The sequence below is a fragment of the Mycobacterium sp. 852002-51163_SCH5372311 genome, assembly GCF_001667115.1.
Classification (GTDB): Bacteria; Actinomycetota; Actinomycetes; order Mycobacteriales; family Mycobacteriaceae; genus Mycobacterium.
Map to the genome: position 1 here is coordinate 1 of NZ_LZIJ01000166.1, position 23,308 is coordinate 23,308.

General features: G+C 67.6%; 26 protein-coding genes. 18 read left to right on the forward strand and 8 right to left on the reverse strand.

The annotated features are described in order from the left end of the window. The first annotated feature begins 210 nt into the window (after positions 1-210). Positions 211-540: a DUF732 domain-containing protein gene (locus A5791_RS18150; RefSeq protein ID WP_067239789.1), complete on the forward strand. Its 330-nt coding sequence runs from the start codon at positions 211-213 to the stop codon at positions 538-540. 136 nt (positions 541-676) lie between these two features. Then, complete coding sequence (locus A5791_RS26555) at positions 677-826, forward strand: hypothetical protein (protein WP_231995946.1); 150 nt, start codon at positions 677-679, stop codon at positions 824-826. 48 nt (positions 827-874) lie between these two features. On the opposite strand, the gene A5791_RS18155 is transcribed toward A5791_RS26555, so the two are convergent. Genes A5791_RS18155 through A5791_RS18165 form a run of 3 tightly spaced genes read right to left on the reverse strand, consistent with a single transcriptional unit; the run spans position 875 to position 4,025 of the window. Next, positions 875-2,740 (reverse strand): GMC family oxidoreductase, encoded by a 1,866-nt coding sequence (locus A5791_RS18155; protein ID WP_067239792.1) that lies wholly within the window; start codon positions 2,738-2,740, stop codon positions 875-877. Continuing rightward, a complete protein-coding gene (locus A5791_RS18160) occupies positions 2,737-3,078 on the reverse strand; it encodes a hypothetical protein (protein WP_067239794.1) in 342 nt (113 codons plus the stop codon). Before A5791_RS18160 ends, A5791_RS18155 begins: the two co-directional genes overlap by 4 nt. Beyond that, positions 3,075-4,025 (reverse strand): hypothetical protein, encoded by a 951-nt coding sequence (locus A5791_RS18165; protein WP_067239796.1) that lies wholly within the window; start codon positions 4,023-4,025, stop codon positions 3,075-3,077. Before A5791_RS18165 ends, A5791_RS18160 begins: the two co-directional genes overlap by 4 nt. A 148-nt stretch (positions 4,026-4,173) precedes the next feature. Here A5791_RS18165 and A5791_RS18170 point away from each other — a divergent pair, with 148 nt between their 5' ends. Both A5791_RS18170 and A5791_RS18175 read left to right on the forward strand, forming a co-directional pair. Continuing rightward, positions 4,174-4,899 (forward strand): FadR/GntR family transcriptional regulator, encoded by a 726-nt coding sequence (locus tag A5791_RS18170; protein ID WP_067239798.1) that lies wholly within the window; start codon positions 4,174-4,176, stop codon positions 4,897-4,899. 51 nt (positions 4,900-4,950) lie between these two features. Then, positions 4,951-5,877, forward strand: a complete 927-nt coding sequence (locus A5791_RS18175) for a phosphatase PAP2 family protein (protein WP_067239800.1) — start codon at positions 4,951-4,953, stop codon at positions 5,875-5,877. A 15-nt stretch (positions 5,878-5,892) separates the two neighbouring features. On the opposite strand, the gene A5791_RS18180 is transcribed toward A5791_RS18175, so the two are convergent. After that, complete coding sequence (locus A5791_RS18180; RefSeq protein ID WP_067239802.1) at positions 5,893-6,678, reverse strand: hypothetical protein; 786 nt, start codon at positions 6,676-6,678, stop codon at positions 5,893-5,895. A 140-nt stretch (positions 6,679-6,818) separates the two neighbouring features. Between A5791_RS18180 and A5791_RS18185 the strand changes: the two genes are divergently transcribed. The 9 genes from A5791_RS18185 to A5791_RS18220 all read left to right on the forward strand — a co-directional run bounded on the left by A5791_RS18185 (position 6,819) and on the right by A5791_RS18220 (position 14,620). Continuing rightward, entirely contained in the window at positions 6,819-7,838 is a 1,020-nt protein-coding gene (locus tag A5791_RS18185; RefSeq protein ID WP_067239805.1) for a Ppx/GppA phosphatase family protein, read from the forward strand. Further along, positions 7,835-8,794, forward strand: a complete 960-nt coding sequence (locus tag A5791_RS18190) for a hypothetical protein (protein WP_067239807.1) — start codon at positions 7,835-7,837, stop codon at positions 8,792-8,794. Before A5791_RS18185 ends, A5791_RS18190 begins: the two co-directional genes overlap by 4 nt. A gap of 16 nt (positions 8,795-8,810) precedes the next feature. After that, positions 8,811-9,653 carry a sugar phosphate isomerase/epimerase gene (locus A5791_RS18195; RefSeq protein ID WP_067239810.1) on the forward strand — a complete coding sequence of 281 codons (843 nt, stop codon included), beginning with the start codon at positions 8,811-8,813 and terminating at the stop codon, positions 9,651-9,653. 1 nt (position 9,654) lies between these two features. Then, complete coding sequence (locus A5791_RS18200; protein WP_067239812.1) at positions 9,655-10,530, forward strand: thioesterase family protein; 876 nt, start codon at positions 9,655-9,657, stop codon at positions 10,528-10,530. 36 nt (positions 10,531-10,566) lie between these two features. Next, complete coding sequence (proC, locus tag A5791_RS18205) at positions 10,567-11,436, forward strand: pyrroline-5-carboxylate reductase (protein ID WP_197504724.1); 870 nt, start codon at positions 10,567-10,569, stop codon at positions 11,434-11,436. Between the two features lie 139 nt (positions 11,437-11,575). Further along, positions 11,576-11,827, forward strand: coding sequence for a cell division/environmental response transcriptional regulator (locus A5791_RS18210; RefSeq protein ID WP_067239818.1), 252 nt, complete (start codon positions 11,576-11,578; stop codon positions 11,825-11,827). Positions 11,828-12,260: 433 nt separating this feature from the next. After that, on the forward strand, positions 12,261-12,362 hold the full coding sequence (locus A5791_RS26105) for a 30S ribosomal protein bS22 (protein WP_003402602.1): 102 nt from the start codon (positions 12,261-12,263) through the stop codon (positions 12,360-12,362). Between the two features lie 66 nt (positions 12,363-12,428). Further along, a complete protein-coding gene (locus A5791_RS18215) occupies positions 12,429-13,544 on the forward strand; it encodes an SDR family oxidoreductase (RefSeq protein ID WP_067239820.1) in 1,116 nt (371 codons plus the stop codon). 5 nt (positions 13,545-13,549) lie between these two features. Continuing rightward, a complete protein-coding gene (locus A5791_RS18220; RefSeq protein ID WP_082967003.1) occupies positions 13,550-14,620 on the forward strand; it encodes a lysophospholipid acyltransferase family protein in 1,071 nt (356 codons plus the stop codon). A gap of 90 nt (positions 14,621-14,710) precedes the next feature. Here A5791_RS18220 and A5791_RS18225 read toward each other — a convergent pair whose 3' ends face one another. The 4 genes from A5791_RS18225 to A5791_RS27550 all read right to left on the reverse strand — a co-directional run bounded on the left by A5791_RS18225 (position 14,711) and on the right by A5791_RS27550 (position 17,659). Further along, entirely contained in the window at positions 14,711-15,616 is a 906-nt protein-coding gene (locus tag A5791_RS18225) for a cyclopropane mycolic acid synthase family methyltransferase (protein ID WP_067239825.1), read from the reverse strand. A gap of 10 nt (positions 15,617-15,626) precedes the next feature. Continuing rightward, positions 15,627-16,139 (reverse strand): MaoC family dehydratase N-terminal domain-containing protein, encoded by a 513-nt coding sequence (locus tag A5791_RS18230; protein WP_067239828.1) that lies wholly within the window; start codon positions 16,137-16,139, stop codon positions 15,627-15,629. A 49-nt stretch (positions 16,140-16,188) separates the two neighbouring features. Next, on the reverse strand, positions 16,189-17,106 hold the full coding sequence (locus tag A5791_RS18235) for an HAD family phosphatase (RefSeq protein WP_067239830.1): 918 nt from the start codon (positions 17,104-17,106) through the stop codon (positions 16,189-16,191). A gap of 130 nt (positions 17,107-17,236) precedes the next feature. Continuing rightward, entirely contained in the window at positions 17,237-17,659 is a 423-nt protein-coding gene (locus tag A5791_RS27550) for a hypothetical protein (protein WP_304441713.1), read from the reverse strand. A 95-nt stretch (positions 17,660-17,754) separates the two neighbouring features. Between A5791_RS27550 and A5791_RS18245 the strand changes: the two genes are divergently transcribed. The 5 genes from A5791_RS18245 (at position 17,755) to hemB (ending at position 23,271) form a co-directional block, all read left to right on the forward strand. Next, positions 17,755-18,012 (forward strand): glutaredoxin family protein, encoded by a 258-nt coding sequence (locus A5791_RS18245; RefSeq protein ID WP_067239832.1) that lies wholly within the window; start codon positions 17,755-17,757, stop codon positions 18,010-18,012. A 111-nt stretch (positions 18,013-18,123) separates the two neighbouring features. Further along, on the forward strand, positions 18,124-19,515 hold the full coding sequence (locus A5791_RS18250) for a glutamyl-tRNA reductase (protein ID WP_067239835.1): 1,392 nt from the start codon (positions 18,124-18,126) through the stop codon (positions 19,513-19,515). Positions 19,516-19,527: 12 nt separating this feature from the next. Then, a complete protein-coding gene (gene hemC, locus A5791_RS18255) occupies positions 19,528-20,475 on the forward strand; it encodes a hydroxymethylbilane synthase (protein ID WP_067239837.1) in 948 nt (315 codons plus the stop codon). A 47-nt stretch (positions 20,476-20,522) separates the two neighbouring features. Beyond that, the gene (locus tag A5791_RS18260) at positions 20,523-22,208 is read left to right on the forward strand and encodes a uroporphyrinogen-III synthase (protein WP_156661482.1); all 1,686 of its coding nucleotides are present in this window, start codon (positions 20,523-20,525) and stop codon (positions 22,206-22,208) included. Between the two features lie 82 nt (positions 22,209-22,290). After that, positions 22,291-23,271, forward strand: coding sequence for a porphobilinogen synthase (gene hemB, locus A5791_RS18265; protein WP_067239843.1), 981 nt, complete (start codon positions 22,291-22,293; stop codon positions 23,269-23,271). The last annotated feature ends 37 nt before the right edge of the window (positions 23,272-23,308 follow it).

The window sequence follows — 23,308 nt, forward strand, 5'->3', positions numbered from 1 at the left end:
ACCGCCGCCCCCACCCGATCCAGCCACGCCCGCGACTCCGGGGTCGGCGTGCGCACCACAGCCCCGGCAAACATCTCATCGAAGCCGGCGATGATCTCCGCCTGCGACCGACCACCCGCTCCTTCGAACATGTGTTCGAGTCTACACGAGTCCAACGACATTGCTGCACGAGATGCGGCGTGGTAGTCACTCTGGGACAATCTGTGAGCCATGAGGCCACTATTCCTAACCCTGGCAAGCTTTGGTGTCGTCATCGGCATGGCCGCGCCCGCTCACGCCGATGGCGCCGACGACGCATTCATCGCGTCACTGAACGCCGCCGGCATCTCCTATTCCGATCCGGATGCAGCCGTGGGGGCAGGCAAATGGGTCTGCGACAAGCTCGGCGGGGGCACGGAGATGTCGGATGTCGTCAAGACGCTCACATCCAAGAACTCGTCACTGAACCCGGACAAAGCCAGTAAGTTCGCGGCGATCGCTGCCAAGACTTACTGCCCGGATGCGCTCTCGCCCCCAAGCGAAACCCCGAGCGACACCTGACGGTGCCCCGCCGGATGTGATCCCGAGCGGGTTTCGTCCCGCCCGGAAAGAGTCCGTCTTGATGCAGAGCCTCGCTAGGGTCGGAGCCGCGGGCACCGGGCGCGGAGTCAAGGACCGTTTTGTCCGGTGGTTGACGATGAGTCCGCTACAGCCAGTCGCTCACGACGTTTGGCTGGTGCGCGGAGGCCCGCCCGACAAGATCATGATCGTCTACTTCATCCGCGATGGCAGTGGCGTGCTGGCGTTCGACGCCGGCATCCGGGCAATGACCACCTGGCCATGCTGAGCCGGTGACCGGCGATGTCCGCGCTCAGCTCGAACAAGCTGCCAAAGCCTAACCACCGCAGACGATCTCATCGGCCACGCCGAGTGCCAGCGCCATGATCGACACCTGCGGATTCACCGTCGGGCTGCTGGGCACAATCGACGCGTCGGCCACCCATACCCCGTTGACACCGCGCAGCCGGCCGCTTCCGTCTACCGGACAGACTTGTGCATCGGCACCGGCGGCGGCGGTGCCAGTCGGATGGAAGGCGGCCAGGTGCAGGCTCCGCGGGTCGCTGCGGTCCAGCACATCCTGCAGCTCGGGCAGCGACGCCACCGTCTTGGCGCCCGGTAGCCCGGTGAGCACCTCCACCGCCCCGGCGGCGAAGAGCAAACGGCCCATGGCCCGTAGCGCCACCATCAGCTTTGCGATGTCGGCGCGGGCGATGTTGTAGCGCATCAGCGTCTCGCCGCGCACCGACAGCACCGAGCCGACGCCCTGGTCGGCCACCATCGCGCCGAACGTCGCGACATGATGGGCCCGGTCCAGCCAGCCGAGCAACTCGGCCCCGTAGCCAGGAAACACCATTGATCCCATGCCCGGCGGCGTGGACGTGGCCTCGATCAGCACGCCGTCCGACTCGTGAAACTCGTGCACCGCCGCGCTTTGCAGCACGCCACGCCATGCGTACACGTCGTCGTCGAAGCGTCCCGCGAGCATCGTCGCGGGATGCAGCGCCAGGTTGCGGCCGAGCCGCGGATGCCCGCCAAGACCGCTGCGCCGCAACAGCCCCGGGGTCTCGGTGGCGCCCGAGGCGATGACGACCGTGTCCGCGAGTACATCGAGAGCGGTGCCGTCGGGCCGGCGGGCACGCACGCCGCGGGCCCGTCCGCGCTGATGAAGCACCCGCTCGGCGCGCGCCTCGGACACAATTCGGGCGCCGGCGGCGCAGGCCTGCGGCAGTGCGTTCAGGTGCACGCCGAACTTGGCGTTATTGGGGCAGCCGATCGCGCACTGGCAGCAGCCGTCGCAGCCCGGTGCGTTGCGCGGGATGGGCGCGGCCTGCCACCCCAACGAATCGGCGGCGTCGAGCAGCAGGCGGCCGTTGCGCCCCATGATCTGCAGCGGTACTGGCGCAACCTGCAGGGTGCGCTCGACCTCATCCAGCCGGCCGCCCAGCAGGTCCGGGTCCGCGATGCCGAGGCCGAATTCGTCGTGCCAGCGCCGCTGCACGGCGAGCGGCGGCCGGAAACACGTGCCGGAGTTGACGACGGTCGTGCCACCGACGGCCCGGCCGATCGGCAACACGACCGACGGGCGGCCCAGCGCGACGGTTGCGCCGGCGCCCCGGTAGAGCCCGGCGTAGCGCTCGATCGGGTGGGCGGTACGAAACTCCTCCACCGTCCAGCGTCGTCCCTCCTCCAGCACCACCACGGCCAAGCCGGCCCGGGCCAGGGTGCGGGCCGCCATCGCACCGCCCGCGCCAGACCCGACGACGACCACGTCGGCGGTGACGACCGAGCCACTGTCGGCGGATCTGGTGACGTTCAATAACGCGTCGGGCCGCGCGGCGTCATGCTGGGCGGCACGGGAAAGCAGTTCCGGCGCATAGGTATCCGCGCCGTTGGCCAGCAACACGATCACCTTCATGGCCTCGAGCGCGGCGCCGGCATCCGGGTTGAGCGCGGCGAGACGATGTAGCACTCGTTCGCGTTCGGCGGGGCCAAGCCGCGATAGCGACCGCCCGGTGGTCAGATAGCTTGCCGTCTCCAGCGACAGCAGGCCGGCGTGCACTGCCCGTCGCGAGATCGCGGGCATGCGTGTCAGGTACCGGTCGAGACGCTGCACAAGTTCGGTGGACGACGGACCGCCGAGCTCCTGCGGTAGCAGAGCCGAGCCGAACGACGCTGCGGCCCGAGCGGCCAGCCGGCTCAAATCCGTTGTCCCAGTTTGCGTCCGAGCCCCCGGCCCAGCTTGATGAAGAAGGGATACGTCGCGAAGATTCCTCCGGCCGCCGCGTGCAGCGGCCACTCGGCCTTCTCGGTGCTGACATTGAAAACGCCGCTGTTCCACATGAAGTCGCGGCCGTTGCGCGCGCGGAACGGGCGCCACAGCAGCCCGAGCCCGGGCACGTTGTTGTACAGCCCGAACGATCCGGCGAAGAAGATGCCTAGGGTGGCGGCTTCGGCCACGTCACGACGGTCCTCGGGCAGCCCGCGCTCGATGAGCACTCCGGAGGCGAACAGCAGCGGCGGATCGAGCAGAAAACTCACGAAGGTGTCCTTTCGTTGACGGCGGGTGCTTGAGCACCACGAAGGCCGATTTCGGCGTGCCCGGTGCCCAGCACCGACCAATGCCGGTCGTCGATTTCGATATGGATGTCGGCCTGTTCGGTGTTGGTGCACACCGCGGCGCCCCCGTCGGGATCGGTGTATCCGAGGCTGACGCAGCGGTCGGGGGGCTGGTCGACGCGGATGAGTATCTTCCGGCCGCCGATGCGCCCTTCTATCTGCCAGTGCTGCAAGCCGAGTGTCGTGCGCATCCGCAGCGACGGCAAAGTGCTTGCGGGCCAGTCTTTTCCGTCGATCCGGAAGCGGATGAAGGCCAGCGGTGCGAGCCGGCGCAGACCCGGCTTGTGGGAAACCGCGGTGACCGCTTCCAGCACGTCGCCGTCGCCGAGGTCGGCATGGATCCAGCCCCAGCGCCTCGCGTTGCCGTGTCCGTAGATGTGGGCCACATTGCCGCGCCAGCCGTCGACGCGGTAGGTGGTCTCGCCGACAATCAGCGATCCGGTGAAGTCGGCCGTGGGCGCGAGGACGACTTGGGCGCCGGGCAGCAGCTCGCGCTCCCACGCCAGCCGGGGAAACGTCCACAACGGCGCGCCGGTGTCCTTCCAGGACAGGTCCCAGCTGACTGATCCAGCGCGTCCGTCGAGCTTCTCCGCCGCGACCCGGGCTCCGGCAGCGTCGAACCATGCGGCGCCGGCGGCCGGCTGGACGGGCTCGGGGCCGAATCGCTCGGTACACGGTGGCCCGTCGGCGGGAAACAAGGTCACCCAGCCATGCGCATAGGCCGCGCCGGACAGGGGAGCGACCGTCTCGCAGTGCACCCACAGGCCTGCGCGGGTCAGCGGATCCGACAGGGTGGCGTACCAGACCTCCAGACGGCCAGGCCGGCCTCGCCAGCGCGGCTCGGCCGCCGATCGCAGTTCATTGTCCACTTGCTACCTCCGGAGTCGACTCTGCGTTCAGGGCGCCGAGCCTGCGCTCAGGGCGCGAAAATGGCCGATTCTTCGCCCTGGTTGCAGAGTCGAAAGCGGTAAAGGCCCGACGCGCGTTGTTGGTTCCCATACTATATTGGTTGAGCCAATGAACCAGTCAAGTTTTCTGCAGCCACCGGATCGCCAACGCGTCGACGAGCAGATCGCGGCGTCGATTGCGGACGCCATCCTGGACGGCGCATTTCCGCCGGGCTCGACGCTGCCGCCCGAGCGTGACCTGGCCGAACAGCTGAACGTCAACCGCACCTCGTTGCGGCAGGGGTTGGCCCGTCTGCAGCAGATGGGGCTGATCGAGGCCAAGCACGGCAGCGGAAACGTGGTACGCAATCCCGAGGGCCTCACCCATCCGGCAGTGGTCGAGGCGCTGGTACGCAAACTGGGTCCGGAGTTCCTTGTCGAGCTGCTCGAGATCCGCGCGGCGCTGGGCCCGTTGATCGGCCGCTTGGCGGCCGAACGCAGCGTGCCGGAGGATGCCGAGGCATTGCGCGCGGCGCTGGCCTCGGCGCGCGACGCTGACACTCCCGTAGCGCGGCAGGCCGCCGACCTGGCTTACTTCCGGGTGCTGATCCACAGCACCCGGAACCGCGCCCTGGGATTGCTGTACCGCTGGGTCGAGCACGCCTTCGGCGGCCGCGAGCACGAGCTCACCGGGGCCTACCGCGACCCGGAGCCGCTGCTCGCGGATCTGCGAGCGATCACCGACGCGGTGTTGGGGCGCGACGCCGCAGGGGCCGCGGCCAAGGTCGAGGCGTACCTGAACGCCAGTGCGCTGCGAATGGTCAGGTGCTACACCGGCGCCGACGACCGCGACTAGCTGCCGGGCCGAAACTGCCGCGAAGGCAATATTTCTGGTTGGATTTCCGCCATGTCGCGGTCAACCGGTACAGGTTTCGGCCCAGTCAGCATCGGCGTCGTGGTGTTGCTGGTACTGCTGGTGGCCGCAGCCGTTTGGGTCGCTCGGCATCCACACCTGGGGGAAACTCTTTGGAACCGCGTGCGCGATAACCCCTGGGTCCGTCGCGCATGGGATGCGCCGGTTGTCCGCCGGGTGCGGGCCTGGGCAACCGAACAGGCCGAAGCCAGGCAATGGTCGCGGGGGTATCGGGGCGCAGTCGTCTTGCTGCTGGTGGAGCTGGCCGTGGTGGTGGCATTGGCCGACGGCTTCACCGAAGTTCTGGACGACGTGCTGGAGGGCGACGGCATCGCCGGGATCGACCGACCGGCCGCCGAGTGGTTGGGAACCCACCGGGACCCGTGGTTGACGACCGCATTGCTGATCGTCACGGCGGCAGGTAGTCCCCTCGGGCTGGGACTGCTTACCGTACTGATCAGCTCCGTGGTCGCGGCGTGGCGCAGATCGTGGTTGCCGGTAATCCTGGCTCTGGCCGGTGCCATCGGGATCTTGATCGTGGTCCTCACGGCCAAAGCTCTGGTGGTCCGCGAACGCCCACCCATACCGTTCGCCCTGGTCACCGAAAAGGGATTTTCCTTTCCCTCGGGCCACGCCGCCGGCATTGCCGTAGTCGCGCTGCTGTCGGCCTGGATGCTGACCCGCTATCTCATTACCCGGTGGACCCCGCAGGTGGCGGTGTGGGCCGTCGCGATCGGCCTGACTGGCGCGGTCGGGCTGTCGCGCATCTATCTCGGGGTTCACTACGTGAGCGATGTGGTGGGCGGCTGGTTCCTGGGAACCGCATGGGCAGCCGGCGTGATATTGGTCGGACACTGGTGGGAACGTTCGCGCCGAACCCGCACGAGCCAGACCGAATCAGGTAACGAACGGGGCGCCTGAGTACGCCCGGAAGCGCTACTCGGCGATGCGGGTCGCGGGATGCACCGCGACAAGGCCTAACTTGCTGCGGCGCTTGCACATTGCGGCCAATTCTGCGTAGGCCTTCTCGCCGAGCAGTTCGGTCAGCTCGTCGGCGAGGCTCTCCCAGACCTGCTTCCTGCCGATGTGGGCGGCCGGGTCGCCGGTGCAATACCAGTGCAGGTCAGCGCCGCCCGAGCCCCAGCCCCGGCGGTCGTATTCGGTGACGGTGGTCTTGAGGATCTCGCTGCCGTCGGGCCGGGTCACCCACTCCTGGCTGCGCCGGATCGGCAACTGCCAGCAGACGTCGGGCTTCATCGTCAGCGGCGCCACGCCCAGCTTGAGGGCTTTGCTGTGCAGCGCGCAGCCGGCGCCGCCGCGAAACCCGGGACGGTTCAGGAAGATGCACGCGTCCTTGTGTTTGCGGGTGCGGTAACTGGGCTCGCCGTCGTGCTCGTCGAGTTCGAGGTATCCCTTGCGGCCCAAGCCCTTTTCGCGGTACTGCCAGTCGTCGTCGGTCAGCTTCTTCACCGCGTCGTCCAGCCGCGCGCGGTCGTCGTCGTCGGACAGGAATGCGCCGTGCGAGCAACATCCGTCGTCCGGGCGGCCCGCCACGGTGCCCTGGCAGGCTGGTGTGCCGAATACACACGTCCAGCGCGACAGCAACCAGGTCAGGTCGGCCGCGATCAGGTGCTCGGGGTTGTCCGGGTCGTAGAACTCCACCCACTCACGGGCGAAATCCAGTTCGACTTCGGTGCCGGGCGCCGGACGCGAATTAGCCACGTAGTCAACGTTAAACCACAATCCCCGCCCGCGAGGGTGCGTGTCTGCACGACGACACGCCGCAGTAGGCCGGCATTATGCGCACGCTCGCGCAGGCAGGCCGCTCGGCGACCCCCTCAATCACCGGCTAGGTTTATTTCGTGCGATTGGGCGTGCTCGACGTGGGTAGCAACACGGTGCATCTGCTGGTGGTAGACGCCCACCGCGGCGGCCATCCGACGCCGATGAGTTCGACGAAGGCCACCTTGCGGCTCTCCGAGGCGACCGACAGTTCGGGCAAGATCACCAAACGCGGCGCCGACAAGCTGGTTTCGACGATCGACGAATTCGCCAAGATCGCGGTCAGCTCCGGATGCTCGGAGCTGATGGCCTTTGCCACCTCGGCCGTGCGCGACGCCGGGAACTCCGACGAGGTGCTGGCCCGGGTACGCAAGGAAGCCGGAGTCAAACTGCAGGTGCTCAGCGGCGTGGACGAATCCCGGCTGACCTTCCTTGCGGTGCGCAGATGGTACGGCTGGAGCGCGGGACGAATCATCAACCTCGACATCGGCGGCGGTTCGCTGGAACTGTCCAGCGGCGTCGACGAGGAGCCAGAGGTCGCGATGTCGCTGCCCCTTGGCGCCGGCCGGCTGACCCGCGATTGGCTGCCCGACGACCCCCCGGGCCGGCGTCGGGTGGCGATGCTGCGTGACTGGCTGGACGCCGAGCTGGCCGAAGCCAGCACGAAGATGCTGGAAGCCGGCCCCCCCGACCTGGCGGTGGCGACGTCGAAGACTTTCCGCTCCCTGGCCCGGCTCACCGGCGCGGCGCCGTCGGCCGCGGGACCGCGGGTGAAGCGGACGCTGACCGCCAACGGCCTGCGGCAACTCATCGCGTTTATCTCTAGGATGGCGGCGGTTGACCGTGCCGAACTGGAAGGAGTGAGCGCCGAGCGGGCACCGCAGATCGTGGCGGGCGCGCTGGTGGCGGAGGCGAGCATGCGAGCGCTGTCGATTGAAACGGTGGATATCTGCCCGTGGGCGCTGCGGGAAGGTCTGATCCTGCGCAAACTCGACAGCGAAGCCGACGGAACCGGCCTCGTGGAGACGTGGGTGCGGGATGCTGGAGGTCAAGTAGGTGATCGGAACGCAACAAGCCGATCGAGAGGCGACAAACCATGACCGGACCAGAATCCGAGACCCAGGATCCCAACGCCCGCCCAGTCTCCGTGGCCGAACTGCTCGCCAGAAACGGCACCCTCGGCGCTCCGGCTGTCACCCGGCGCCGGCGCCGTCGACGCGGCGACAGCGACGCGGTATCGGTCGCCGAGCTCACCGGTGAGATCCCGATCGTCGACGACGAGGTCGACGAGGCGCCGAAAGAGGTCGGACCCGTCGCCTCCGAAGAAGAAGTCGCAACAGAAGCCGAACCCGGTGAAGACACCGGGTACTGGTCTGAGCCCGAACCGCGCTGGCCCAAGTCTCCGCCGCAGGCCAAGCGCACCGGACCGGAGCGCAGTGCCTACCCCCGGCCGCTGCCCCACGGCGACGAAGCCGAGCGACCCGGAGACCAGCCCGGCGTTCAGTCCGGTGCCGAGGGAATGAGCCCGGACCCGATCGGGCACTACGGCGACATGCCGGTAGACGTGATGGACTCCGAGGTCAGCGAGGTCGAACCGGCCACCGAGGACTCCGCGTACGTCCGTTCGTACCTGCAGGCGCCCGAGGGGACGCTGTTCGGTGGCCAGACGCTGGCCGACGAGCTGGCTCGCCGGCGCGGTGACGAGGCCGCCGCAGAAGCAGAGGCACCGCCGGAGGATTTCGACGACGACCTCGAGGAGGCCCCTGAGGGCCGGCGGCCGCACGCCAGACTCGAGGCGCTGTGGCACGGCACCGTAGTGGTTTTGCAGTCGATTCTGGCCGTGGCGTTCGGCGCCGGACTGTTCATCGCCTTCGACCAGCTCTGGCGGTGGAACAGCGTTGTGACGCTGGTCCTGTCGGTGCTGGTCATTCTCGGCCTGGTGGTCGGCGTGCGGGTAGTTCGCAAGACCGAGGACATCGCCAGCACGTTGATCGCGGTTGCGGTCGGGGCGCTGATCACCTGGGGACCGTTGGTGCTCTCCTTGCAAACGGGCTAGGGGTCACCCGGAGATAGTGCGCCCAGCAATCAAAGTCGGCTTGTCGACGGCCTCGGTCTACCCTTTGCGGGCCGAGGCCGCGTTCGAGTATGCCGACAGGCTCGGCTATGACGGGGTCGAGCTGATGGTGTGGAGCGAATCGGTCAGCCAGGACATCGACGCCGTCGAGGAGCTGTCACAGCGCTACCAGGTGCCGGTGCTTTCGGTGCATGCCCCCTGCCTGCTGATTTCGCAGCGGGTGTGGGGTTCCAACCCGATCAACAAGCTGGAACGCAGTGTGCAGGCAGCCGAGCAACTGGGTGCGCAGACCGTGGTCGTGCATCCGCCGTTCCGTTGGCAACGGCGCTACGCCGAGGGATTCCGCGAACAGGTTGCCGCCCTGGAAGCGTCCAGCCAGGTGATGGTGGCGGTGGAAAACATGTTCCCGTTCCGGGCCGACCGGTTTTTCGGCCTTGACCAGTCCCGGGAACGGATGCGCCGGCGCGGCGGTGGTCCCGGTCCGGCGATTTCGGCGTTCGCGCCGTCCTACGATCCGCTGGACGGCAACCACGCGCACTACACGCTGGACCTGTCGCACACCTCGACCGCCGGCAGCGATGCGCTGGAAATGGCCCGCCGGATGGGTTCAGGGCTGGTCCATCTGCACTTGTGCGACGGCAGCGGCCTGCCCGCAGACGAGCATCTGGTGCCCGGGCGCGGCACCCAACCGACCGCCGAGGTGTGCCAGCTGCTGGCCACCGGGAAATTCGCCGGCCATGTCGTGCTGGAGGTGTCCACGTCGAGCGCGCGTTCGGCCAATGAGCGCGAAGACATGCTGGCGGAGTCGCTGCAATTCGCCCGTACCCACCTGCTGCGCTGATATGGACGCATTGTTCACCAGCGCAATGGCCTTGCGCGAGATCCAGGCTGACGGGGACGACCCGGTGTATGAGGGCGAGCTGAACCAGCACTGGACCATCGGGCCCAAGGTGCACGGCGGCGCCATGGTGGCGTTGTGCGCCAACGCCGCCCGCACTGCCTACGCAGATGGTCTTCGTGGCGATCGCGAGCACGGCGAAGCCGGGCGAAGCGGGTCGCCACCATCAGGACAGCCGGTCGCGGTCTCGGCGAACTTCCTGCGAGCGCCCGATCCCGGCGCGATGCGCCTGGTCACGTCGATCCGCAAGCGGGGCCGGCGGATCAGCGTCGTCGACGTCGAACTGACCCAGGACGGTCGGACCGCGGTGCACGCCGTGGTCACCCTGGGTGAGCCGGAGCATCGGCACGCGCCCTTGCTGTCGGCAAACCCTGTCATTGACCTGATGGCCCCGGAACCGCCCGACGGCGTGGCACCGATAGGGCCGGGGCACCCGCTGGCCGGCCTGGTGCATCTGGGTGCCGGCTGCGACATCCGGCCGCTGCTGTCGACGCTGAGCCCGGCCCGCGATGGCAGACCGCCGGTGATCCAGATGTGGGCCCGCCCCCGCGACATCGCGCCGGACGCGCTGTTTGCCCTGCTGTGCGGAGATCTCTCGGCGCCCGTCACGTTCGCGGTGGACCGCACCGGCTGGGCGCCCACCGTTCAGTTCACCGCGCTGCTGCGCGGCCTGCCGGCAGACGGGTGGCTGCGGGTGATGTGCACCTGTACCGAGATCGGGCAGGAGTGGTTCGACGAGGACCACACCGTCGTCGACAGCGCGGGCCGCCTGGTGCTGCAGTCACGCCAACTGGCGATGGTGCCCGAGAAACCCCGGTAGCGCGAACAAACCCCGCTGTCTGGAATGCTTTCCGGCATGGCAAGGATCGCGATCGTCGGTGGCGGCAACATCGGCGAGGCATTGCTGTCGGGTCTGCTGCGTGCGGGGCGACAGGTCAAAGACCTGGTGGTGGCCGAACGGATGCCCGATCGCGCCAAGTACCTGGCGGATACCTATTCGGTGTTGATCACGTCGGTCTCCGAGGCCGTCGAGAACGCGACGTTCGTCGTCGTCGCGGTGAAGCCGGCCGACGTCGAGGTGGTGATCGGGGACCTGGCCCGTGCCGCAGCCGAGAACGACGGCGTCGAGCAGGTCTTCGTCACCGTGGCGGCTGGCATCTCGATTTCCTACTTCGAATCCAAACTGCCGGCCGGCACACCGGTGATCAGGGCGATGCCCAACGCCGCGGCGTTGGTGGCCGCCGGGGTAACGGCGCTGGCCAAGGGCCGCTTCGTTACCACTGAGCAGCTGGAGGAGGTATCCGCCCTGTTCGATGCCGTTGGCGGCGTGCTGACCGTGCCGGAGGCGCAGCTGGACGCTGTGACCGCGGTGTCGGGCTCCGGACCGGCGTACTTCTTCTTGATGGTCGAAGCCCTGGTGGACGCCGGAGTCGCAGCGGGCCTGAGCCGGCACGTGGCCGCCGACCTGACCGCCCAGACGATGGCGGGGTCGGCCGCGATGCTGCTGGAAAGGATGGAACAAGGCCGGCGGATGGCCGACACCGAGCCGTCGGGAATGCAGGCCGATACCACGGCGGCACAGCTGCGGGCGACGGTTACCTCGCCCGGCGGGACCACCGCCGCTGCGCTGCGCGAACTCGAACGCGGCGGCTTACGGGCCACCGTCGACGCGGCCGTGCAGGCCGCCAAAACCCGGTCTGAGCAGCTAAGAATTACATCGGAATAATTCAAGAATTTTGAACTGATTATCCCCCACCAGTACCAGTAACCCCACTAGTCCCGCTATTCTCCTCTTGGTAAGCACGTGTTGGTGCCAGCGGTGGGGAAGCCGCTGGGATGCGCGTGCCTGACACGATTGGGTTGCGATGACGTCTACGAACGGGCCATCGGCTGGCGGAAAATCGGCGCGCGACACCGGTTCCGTCGACGGCCAGCAGGCCAGGACGCAATTTCTCACCGTGGCCGAGGTGGCGGCGCTGATGCGGGTCTCCAAGATGACGGTCTACCGGCTGGTGCACAACGGCGAACTGCCTGCGGTTCGCGTTGGGCGGTCCTTCCGGGTACACGCCAAGGCCGTCCACGACATGCTGGAGACCTCGTACTTCGACGCCGGATAGACGCCGGATAGACGCCGGGTAGACGCCGGCCAGCTCGCCGCGTACTCCTGCAGGGGGGCGAGCCTGGGCCAGGCCGCCTGGCAATCAGCCACGACATAGCGGGTTCCGGGCGTACTGAGTCGTTCGGGGTCTGCTGTCGGGTTGAGTGTGTACTGGTGGCGTTCGGGGTGAGGGTAGGGCGGGAATCGGCGGGTGAATTCCGCTCAGGATTCACGCGGAAAGCCCAGGGTTCACTCCCAAAGCCCAGGATTCACACCAAGCCCAGTAATACGCGCTCACCAACCTGCGCGACTACCGGCGGAGACCCAGGTCGCTGCCCCACCGCCGCGGTCATCCTGGCTGCCGGTTTGGCGTTCCGCGCGGCCGGCCGGGTAAAGTGGCGGCGTCCTTTTGTAGTCATCATTGATCAGCGGCGTGTCGGATAGCGGAGTTCATGGGTTCAGTAATCAAGAAGCGGCGCAAGCGTATGTCCAAGAAAAAGCACCGCAAGCTGCTGCGTCGCACCCGGGTGCAGCGCAGAAAACTCGGCAAGTAGACCCAGACGCGCTGACCGTCACCCGACCGTAACGCCACTGTTTCGCTCGGAAGCTAGGCTGTCTGGGTGGATTCGTCGATCGGGGACGGTGGCGGCACCAGCGACACCGTGCATTACCCCAAAGTCGTGCTGGTCACCGGCGCGTGCCGGTTTCTGGGTGGCTACCTGACCGCCCGGCTCGCGCAGAATCCGTTGATCAACGGTGTCATCGCGGTGGATGCGATCGCGCCGAGCAAAGACATGCTGCGCCGGATGGGCCGCGCCGAGTTCGTCCGCGCCGACATTCGTAATCCATTTATCGCCAAGGTGATTCGAAACGGCGACGTCGACACCGTGGTGCATGCGGCGGCGGCGTCGTACGCGCCGCGCTCCGGCGGCAGCGCAGCGTTGAAGGAACTCAACGTGATGGGCGCGATGCAACTGTTCGCGGCCTGTCAGAAAGCGCCGTCAGTGCGCCGCGTCGTGCTGAAGTCCACCTCTGAGGTCTACGGGTCGACCGCCCACGACCCGGTGATGTTCACCGAGGACAGCACCAGTCGCCGGCCGTTCCGCGAGGGTTTTGCCAAGGACAGTCTCGATATCGAGGGCTACGTGCGCGGACTGGGCCGGCGCCGGCCCGACATCGCAGTGACAATTCTGCGGCTGGCCAACATGATTGGGCCCGCGATGGACACCACGTTGTCGCGGTATCTGGCCGGTCCGTTGGTCCCGACGATGTTCGGCCGCGACGCGCGATTGCAGTTGCTGCACGAGCAGGATGCGCTGGGCGCGCTGGAGCGCGCGGCGATGGCGGGCAAGGCCGGTACGTTCAACATCGGGGCCGACGGGGTCATCATGCTGTCGCAGGCGATCCGCCGTGCCGGCCGAATTCCGGTGCCAGTACCCGGGTTTGGCGTTTGGATCCTGGATTCGCTGAGGCGGGCCAACCATTACACCGAGATCAATCGCGAGCAGTTCGACTACCTGAGTTACGGCAGGGTGATGGACACCAGCAGGATGCGTTCCGAACTCGGCTACCAACCGAAATGGACGACGGCCGAAGCGTTCGACGATTACGTTCGCGGCCGTGGCTTGACTCCCATAATCGACCCTGATCGGGTACGCTCTCTGGAAGGTCGTGCCGTCGCGTTGGCGCAGCGCTGGGGTAGCCGAAATCCAATTCCATGGGGTGGAGTTAGGTAGATATCGTGGCGGGTGAATCCAGAGCGAATGTCATTCCACTGCATAGTAATCGGGGCAGGATAGCGGCGCGGAAGCGTGCGGATCAACGGGCCGAGACGTCCCGTCAGCACCCCTCGTTACTCTCCGATCCGCGGGGCCGCGCATCGGCCGAACAGATCGCCGCGGTGGTCCGTGAAATCGACGATCATCGGCGCGCCGCCGCCGGAACTTCCGGGTCCGCGGAGTCGCCGCTGAACGAGCTCGCTCAGCGCGTCGCCTCGGTCGCCGGGTTCTTCCGCCAGCGGCTGACCGGCGACTACAGCGTCGACGAATTCGGCTTCGATCCACATTTCAACGACGCCATCGTCCGGCCCTTGCTGAGATTCTTCTTCAAGTCGTGGTTCCGGGTGGAAGTCAGCGGCGTCGAGCACCTCCCGGCCGAGGGCGCCGCGCTGGTGGTGGCCAACCACGCCGGGGTATTGCCGTTCGACGGTCTAATGCTGTCGGTGGCGGTTCACGACGAGCACCCCGCGCAGCGGGACCTGCGGCTGCTGGCCGCCGACATGGTGTTCGACCTACCGGTGATCGGCGAGACTGCCCGGAAAGCGGGCCACACCATGGCCTGCACGACGGATGCGCACCGGTTGCTGGCCTCCGGCGAGCTCACGGCAGTGTTCCCGGAGGGGTACAAGGGCCTGGGGAAACGCTTCGAGGACCGCTACCGGCTGCAACGGTTCGGTCGCGGCGGCTTCGTATCGGCCGCGCTGCGCACCAAGGCGCCGATCGTGCCGTGTTCGATCATCGGCTCCGAGGAGATCTACCCGATGGTGGCCGACGTCAAGCTGCTGGCGCGGCTGTTCGGCCTGCCGTACTTCCCGGTGACCCCGCTGTTCCCGCTGGCCGGCCCGGCGGGCCTGGTCCCGTTGCCGTCGAAATGGCGCATCGCGTTCGGCGAGCCGATCCACACCGCTGACTATGCGGCCACCGACGCCGACGACCCGATGGTCACCTTCGAGCTCACCGACCAGGTCCGCGAGACGATCCAGCAGACGCTGTACCGGCTCCTGGCCGGGCGCCGCAACGTCTTCTTGGGCTGAGGCTTTCGCGTCTTCAGGATCGCCAGCCACGAAAACGCCCCGGGCTCGGGCTATCCCGAGCACCGGGGCGTTTTGCGTAGCGGCCGCTACTTACTTCTCCATGGTGAACTGGCACACGTTGGTGTAGCCGTCGCGGAACAGCTCCGCGCAGCCGCGCAAGTAGTGCATGTAGGTGTCGAAGACCTTCTCGCCCTGCAGCTCGATGGCCTCGTCCCGGTGCGCTTCCAGCTTGTCGGCCCACGCGGTCAGCGTCGGCACGTAATGCTCGCCGATGAAGTGGTGGCGGGTGATGTTGAATCCGGCCGCCGTGGCGTACTCGTCGACCATGTTGACCTGGGGCAGTTTTCCGCCGGGGAAGATTTCCTTGAGGATGAACGAGATGAAGCGCAACAGCTTCATCGTCGGCTTCAGGCCCATCTTCTCGCCCTCTTCGGCGGACGGCACCACGATGGAGTGCAGCAACATCACGCCGTCGTCGGGCAGCAGGTCGTAGTACTTCTTGAAGAAGGTGGCGTAGCGCTCATATCCGGCGTCGCCGGCGCCGTCGGCGAAGTGCTCGAACGCACCCAGCGATACGATCCGGTCGATCGGCTCGTCGAACAGCTCCCAGCCCTGCAGCCGGACCTCCTTGCGGCGCGGGCTGTCCATCTCGGCGAACTTCTGCTTGTCGTGCGCCAGCTGGTTCTCGCTCAGCGTCAGACCGATCACGTTGACGTCGTACTTCTCCACCGCGTGCCGCATCGTCGAGCCCCAGCCGCAGCCGATGTCGAGCAGCGTCATGCCCGGCTGCAGCCCAAGCTTGCCCAGGGCGAGATCACGCTTGGCGCGCTGGGCTTCTTCCAGCGTCATGTCCGGACGCTCGAAGTAGGCGCAGCTGTAGGTCATCGACGGATCGAGCCAAAGCTTGAAGAATTCGTTGGAACGGTCGTAGTGGGACTGGACTTTTTCGACCGGTGGCTTCAGCTGAACGCCACTCTTTTCACCCTCTGACGTCATTGATCGGACCCTACTTTCCGGCTGATATGGATGCTATTGCGGCGACGGTTTCTTCAGCGCTCGCGTCTTGATGTGCGGCTTCCCCCAGCATCGTGACGATGCCGGTGACCACCGGTTTTCCTTCTGCATCTGTGATTTCACTACGAATTTCAGCGAGCACCGTACCGTGTGACTCGATCACCGAGTCCAGGTAGGTGTCAAAGTAGAGCCTATCGTGCGCCAGGATCGGCCGGTGGAACTTCAATTTCTGGTCGCGGTGGAAAACCCGCGCGATGTTGATCGGGATCTTGAACTTGGTGAAGATCTCCAGCTGCACCCGTCGTCCGGCAATGGCAGCAAAGGTCAGCGGCGCCACCAGCGCGGGATACCCGGCTTCGGCCGCGGCAGCCTCCTCGAAGTGCGCCGGGTGGTCGTCCTTGACCGCAGTCGCGAACTCCCGGATTTTCTCGCGCCCGACCTCGAAGTAGTCCGGCGCCTTGTAGTTGCTGCCGATGAGTCCCTGGGCTCCCTCGGGAACTGTCATGCCGTTGCCGCTCTCTGCTCTCAAATTAGGTGGTCAGCGGCGCAGCTTATCAGCGCGCTTGCCGTCGCGACGCCAAAGCCGCCAGCGCGCCGCCGGCCGCACCCAGCGCCAGGGCCGACGGCACACCGATCTTGGCCGCCTTGCGGGCGGTCCGGAAGTCGCGGATCTCCCATCCCCGTTCCCGGGCCAGGTTCCGCAGGCGGGTGTCGGGGTTGATCACGACCGCGGTTCCCACCAGCGAGAGCATCGGGACGTCGTTGTAACTGTCGGAGTACGCCGTACAGCGTTTCAGGTTGAGCCCCTCGCGGATCGCCAGCGAGCGCACCGCATGGGCTTTGCCGGTGCCGTGCAAGATTTCGCCGACCAGCCTGCCGGTGAACACCCCGTCGACCGACTCGGCGACGGTACCCAGGGCGCCGGTCAGCCCGAGCCGGCGCGCGATGGTCACCGCCAGTTCGTAGGGCGTGGCGGTGATCAACCACACCTGCTGGCCGGCGTCGAGGTGCATCTGGGTGAGCTCTCGGGTGCCGGGCCAGATCTTGTCCGCGATGATCTCGTCGTAGATCTCCTCGCCCATCGCCACCAACTCCGCGACGGGCCGGCCCGCGATGAAGCTGAGCGCTTTACGCCGGCCGGCGGCAGCGTCGTTGCTGAACTCCTTGCCGAGTATCTGGTACTTGGCCTGCGCGTAGACGAAACCGATCACGTCGCGGTAGGTGAAGTAGTTGCGGGCAGCCAGCCCGCGGGCGAAATGCGCCAGCGACGAGCCCTGCACCAAGGTGTTGTCCACGTCGAAAAAGGCGGCGGCCGTCAGGTCTACCGGCGGCTGGGGACGAACCTCTTCCGGAGCGGTCTCCAGATCGCGCAGCGCACGCTCGGCGCTCGCGTTGTTGGCCAGCGACGCCAGATCGACGTCCTGAACGTGTTCCGCGCTGCCCGAATGAGCGCCCGAATCAGAGGAAGTCATCGCCAAACCTCCTAAATCGCGTGCCCGCCCGGTGGCCGCTGGGGTGATCGGTATCAACCCTATCTGGCCTATCCGGCGCCTGCCGCGACCGTCAGGACGATAGACGCAGCCAGCGACGCGGTCGGGTCGGCTAGTTGGTGCGTGCGGCGGTACCGGCGTCGTGCAGCCTCGCCAGCGACTCGCGCATCATGGCCTCACCGCGAGTCCAGTGCCGGTGCGCCTCGATGTGCGCGGCCGCCGCCCGTCCGGGCAGCGGTACCTGCAAAGCCATTGCCAGAGAATCGATTTCGCTGACCACGCGTTCGGCGTGACGCCGAAACGCGGCTGCGGCGTCGTTGTCTCGATAGTCGTGATGGGCGATCAGCCTCGCCAGCATCGACAACCCCACCTGCACCTCGGCGGCGCCGCGATGCCACAGCTCCCACGCGTCGGTATAGGCCGATCTCGACCCGCCGTACCGGGCGCGCAGCAAGCCGGCGACGTGGTCGTCGAGCTCGGCCAGCCGCTTTCGCAGGTCGTCGGGGTCGACGCCCAGATGGGTCTCGGCAGCCACAGCGGCAACGTAACCGCCACCTCGCGCCGCCACAATTCACTGTTCCGGTCACCTGTGCCGGCTCGGCCCAAGCCGCAGCTGAGAAACTGGTGGCCATGACCCGACGGCAGGTAGAGCTGCTGACCCGCAACGGCTGCAGCATATGCCAGCGGGTTCACCGGCGGCTCGACGAATTGGCCGCCGAGCTGGGTTTCGAACTGTCGGTCACCGACGTGGACGCCGCGGCGTCGGCGGGCGAGCCCGGGTTGCGGGCAGAGTTCGGCGACCGGCTGCCGGTGATCCTGCTGGACGGCCGCGAGCACAGCTACTGGGAGATCGACGAGCCGCGGCTGCGTGCCGATCTCAACCGCTGAATGGGCCCTGACTGGACATGGGCCGACATTTGGTAGCCCAGCTCGTAAACCATTACCGTAGACACCAGTTCTGCTGGAGCTAAGCAAGGGAGCTGGCCAGGTGATGCTGCCGTGAGCATCTTGCTCTTCGGGGTTTCGCACCGCAGTGCGCCGGTCCCGGTCCTGGAACAACTCAGCGTCGACGAATCCGACCAGGTCAAGATCGTCGACCGGGTGCTGCAGTCACCGCTGGTCACCGAGGCGATGGTGTTGTCGACGTGCAACCGGGTCGAGGTCTACGCCGTGGTGGACGCGTTCCACGCCGGGTTGTCGGTGATCGGTCAGGTGTTGTCCGAACACTCCGGCATGTCGATGGGTGACCTCACCAAATACGCCTACGTCCGCTACAGCGAGGCCGCCGTCGAGCATCTGTTCGCGGTGTCCAGTGGCCTGGACTCCGCCGTGGTCGGCGAGCAGCAGGTGCTTGGTCAGGTGCGTCGCGCCTATGCCGCCGCCGAGGCCAACCGCACCGTCGGCCGGGTGCTGCACGAGCTGGCCCAGCGCGCGTTGTCGGTGGGCAAACGGGTGCACTCCGAAACCGCCATCGACGCCGCCGGCGCCTCGGTGGTGTCGGTCGCGCTCGGCATGGCCGAGCGCAAGCTGGGCGGGCTGGACGGCAAGACCGCCGTCGTGATCGGCGCCGGCGCGATGGGCGCACTGTCGGCGGCCCACCTGACCCGGGCCGGGATCGGGCGCATCCAGGTGCTCAACAGGTCGCACTCGCGGGCGCAGCGGCTGGTTCGCAAGATCCGTGAAGCTCATGTACCGGCCGAGGCGCTGACCCTTGACCGGCTGCCGGACGCGCTGGCCGATGCCGACGTCGTGGTCAGCTGTACCGGTGCGCTGAGCCCCGTGGTCTCGCTGGCCGATGTACATCACGCCCTGGCCGCGGCGCGCCGTGACGAAATGGCGCATCCGCTGGTGATATGCGACCTGGGGATGCCGCGCGACGTCGATCCTGCGGTGGCCGGACTGCCCGGCGTCTGGGTCGTCGACGTCGACCGCGTGCAACGCGAACCGTCGGCCCATGCCGCGGCCGCCGACGTCGACGCCGCCCGGCACATCGTGGCCGCCGAGGTCGCCGCCTACCTGGCGGGCCAGCGGATGGCCGAGGTCACGCCCACGGTCACCGCGCTTCGCCAGCGGGCGGCCGATGTGGTCGAGGCGGAGTTGTTGCGCCTGGACAACCGCCTGCCCGGGCTGGAAAGCGACGAGCGCGAAGAGGTGGCTCGCACGGTGCGCCGGGTGGTGGACAAGCTGCTGCACGCGCCCACGGTGCGGATCAAGCAGCTGGCCAGTGCCCCCGGCGGCGACAGCTACGCCGAGGCGCTGCGCGAACTTTTCGAACTGGACCAGACGGCGATAGACTCCGTGGCCGCCGTCGCCACTTCTGAATTACCGGTTGTAGCAAGCGGATTCGATGCAACCAGCCACCCGGGCGGCGCGCAGAAGTCCGCCGAGTAGCGATTGGCGCACGTGATCCGGATCGGCACCCGGGGCAGCCTGCTGGCCACCACCCAGGCCGCCGTCGTCAGGGACGCCTTGATCGCCAGCGGCCACGCGGCGGAGTTGGTGACCATCAGCACCGTCGGCGACCGGTCGTCGGCGCCCATCGAAGATCTCGGCGTGGGGGTCTTCACCACCGCGCTGCGCGAGGCCATGGACGAGGGCCGGGTGGACGCGGCGGTGCACTCGCACAAGGATTTGCCAACCGCCGAGGACCCGCGGTTCACCATCGCCGCAATACCGCCGCGCAACGACCCACGCGACGCCCTGGTGGCCCGCGACGGGCTGACGCTGGGGGAGTTGCCGGTGGGTTCGTTGGTGGGCACCTCGTCGCCGAGGCGGGCCGCACAGCTTAGAGCATTGGGTCTCGGTTTGGAAATCCGCCCCCTAAGAGGCAACCTAGATACCAGGTTGAACAGGGTAAGCAGTGGTGATCTTGACGCCATCGTGGTAGCCCGGGCTGGTCTGGCCCGGTTGGGCCGCCTCGATGATGTCACCGAGACGCTGGAGCCGGTGCAGATGTTGCCAGCACCGGCTCAAGGCGCGCTCGCGGTCGAGTGCCGCGCCGGGGATCATCGGCTCGCGGCAGTGCTGGCGGAGTTGGACGACGCCGACACGCGCGCGGCGGTCACTGCGGAGCGTGCCTTGCTCGCCGAACTGGAGGCCGGCTGCTCGGCACCGGTGGGCGCGATCGCCGAAGTGGTCGAGTCCATCGATGAGGAGGGCCACGTCTTCGAAGAGCTGTCGCTGCGCGGCTGCGTAGCGGCGCTGGACGGATCCGACGTGATCCGCGCGTCCGGCATCGGCAGTTCTGACCGGGCCCGGGAGCTGGGGCTTTCGGTCGCCGCGGAACTGTTCGAGCTGGGCGCCCGGGAGCTGATGGGTCAAGCGCGGCAAGACCCCGCGCGAGGAAGTTAAACGAGACTCTGGAAAGACTCTGGAAAGACGACGTGGGAGCGACAATGATGACGCGAGGGCGTAAGCCGAGACCGGGCCGCATCACGTTCGTGGGCTCGGGTCCCGGCGACCCAGGCCTGCTGACCACGCGGGCCGCAACGGTGCTGGCGAATGCTGCCCTGGTGTTCACCGACCCCGACGTGCCCGAGTCGGTCCTGGCCGTGATCGGCAAGGACCTACCTCCGGTGTCCGGTCCGGCGCCGGCCGACCCGCCAGGCAACGCCGACGAAAAGCAAGCTGCCGGTGAGAAGGTCGCCGCAAACCCTCCGGCTGCGGTGCCCGGCGCGCCAGACATCCGTCCGGCCCTGGGTGATCCTGCCGAGGTCGCCAAGACGCTGACCGCCGAAGCCCGTACCGGTGCCGATGTGGTTCGGCTGGTGGCGGGTGACCCGCTGTCGGTGGATGCGGTCATCACCGAGGTGACCGCGGTCGCGCGCGCCCACATGCATATCGAGATCATCCCCGGCCTGGCCGCCACCAGCGCCGTCCCGACGTATGCGGGGCTGCCGCTGGGCTCGTCGCACACCGTCGCAGACGTGCGCGGTGAAGTGGATTGGGACGCTTTGGCAGCCGCGCCCGGGCCGCTGATCCTGCAGGCCACCGCGTCGCACCTGGCCGACGCCGCCCGCACGCTGATCGAGCACGAGCTGGCCGAGACCACGCCCTGTGTGGTGACCGCGCACGGCACCACCTGCCAGCAACGATCGGTCGAGACCACGCTGCTGGGACTGACCGACCCGGCCATACTCAACGGCACTGACGCCGGGCTGTCTCCCGCAACCGGGGGCGATCCGCAGAGCGGGCCGCTGGTGGTGACCATCGGCAAGACGGTGGCCAGCCGCGCGAAGCTGAACTGGTGGGAGAGCCGCGCGCTGTACGGCTGGACCGTGCTGGTGCCGCGCACCAAGGACCAGGCCGGCGAGATGAGCGAGCGGCTGACGTCCTACGGCGCACTGCCCATCGAGGTGCCGACCATTGCCGTCGAGCCCCCGCGCAGTCCCGCGCAGATGGAGCGCGCGGTCAAGGGCCTGGTCGACGGCCGTTTCCAATGGGTGGTGTTCACCTCCACCAACGCGGTGCGCGCGGTGTGGGAGAAGTTCGGCGAGTTCGGTCTGGACGCCCGCGCGTTCTCCGGGGTGAAGATCGCCTGTGTGGGTGAGTCGACGGCCGACCGGGTCCGGGCGTTCGGGATCAGCCCCGAGCTGGTGCCGGCCGGCGAGCAGTCCTCGATCGGCCTGCTGGACGAATTCCCGCCGTACGACAGCGTTTTCGACCCGGTGAACCGGGTGTTGCTGCCGCGCGCCGACATTGCCACCGAGACGCTGGCCGAGGGTCTGCGCGAGCGGGGCTGGGAGATCGAGGACGTCACCGCCTACCGGACGGTGCGTGCCGCGCCTCCGCCGGCAACCACCCGCGAAATGATCAAGACGGGCGGGTTCGACGCGGTGTGCTTCACGTCGAGCTCCACGGTGCGCAACCTGGTCGGCATCGCGGGCAAGCCGCATGCGCGGACCATCATCGCCTGCATAGGCCCCAAGACCGCCGAGACCGCCGCCGAGTTCGGCCTGCGGGTCGACGTCCAGCCCGATACCGCCGCGGTGGGTCCGCTGGTGGACGCACTGGCCGAACATGCCGCCCGGTTGCGCGCCGAGGGCGCGCTGCCGCCGCCACGCAAGAAGAGCCGCAGGCGCTAGTGGTCGCCGGACGGGCGAGCGTGCGGGTCTGTACGCCAACACGCCGTCGGCGCTGGCATTCTGCGCACGCTCGCGGCCGCGAATGAGTGCGTATCCGCGGCAGCGTCCGCGCCGGCTGCGCTCCACTCCGGCGATGCGTCGCCTGGTGGCTCAAACCTCGTTGGAACCAAGGCATTTGGTGCTGCCGATGTTCGTCGCCGACATCGACGAACCCCGACCGATCGCGTCGATGCCGGGAGTGCTGCAGCACACCCGCGATTCGTTGCGCAGTGCCGCCGCTGACGCGGTGGGCGCAGGCGTCGGGGGTCTGATGCTGTTTGGTGTGCCCCGCGACGCGGATAAGGACGCGACCGGCTCGGCCGGCATCGATCCCGACGGCATTCTCAACGTCGCGCTTCGCGACCTGAGCAAGGACCTCGGCGATGCCACCGTGTTGATGGCCGACACCTGCCTGGACGAGTTCACCGACCACGGGCACTGCGGCGTGCTGGACGGGTCAGGCCGGGTTGATAACGATGCTACGGTGGCGCGGTACGTGGAATTGGCTGTGGCGCAAGCGGAATCGGGTGCGCACGTGGTCGGCCCGAGCGGGATGATGGACGGTCAGGTGGGCGCGATCCGGGATGGGCTGGACGCGGCCGGCTACAGCGATGTGGCGATCCTGGCCTACGCCGCGAAGTTCGCCTCGGCGTTCTACGGCCCGTTCCGTGAGGCGGTGAACTCCAGCCTGTCCGGCGACCGGCGTACTTATCAGCAGGAGCCGGGTAACGTCCGCGAGGCGCTGCGCGAGATCGAACTGGACCTCGACGAGGGGGCCGACATCGTGATGATCAAGCCGGCGTTGGGGTATCTGGACATAGTCGCCGCGGCGGCCGGCATGTCCCGGGTGCCGGTGGCCGCCTATCAAGTCTCGGGGGAGTACGCGATGATTTGTGCTGCGGCCGCGAACAACTGGATCGACGAACGCGCCGCCGCGCTGGAATCGCTGACCAGCATCCGGCGCGCCGGGGCGGACATTGTGCTCACTTACTGGGCCGCCGACGTGGCGGGTTGGCTTTCCTGACAGGCCCATCGGCGAGTAACAATCACGGGATGGGGTT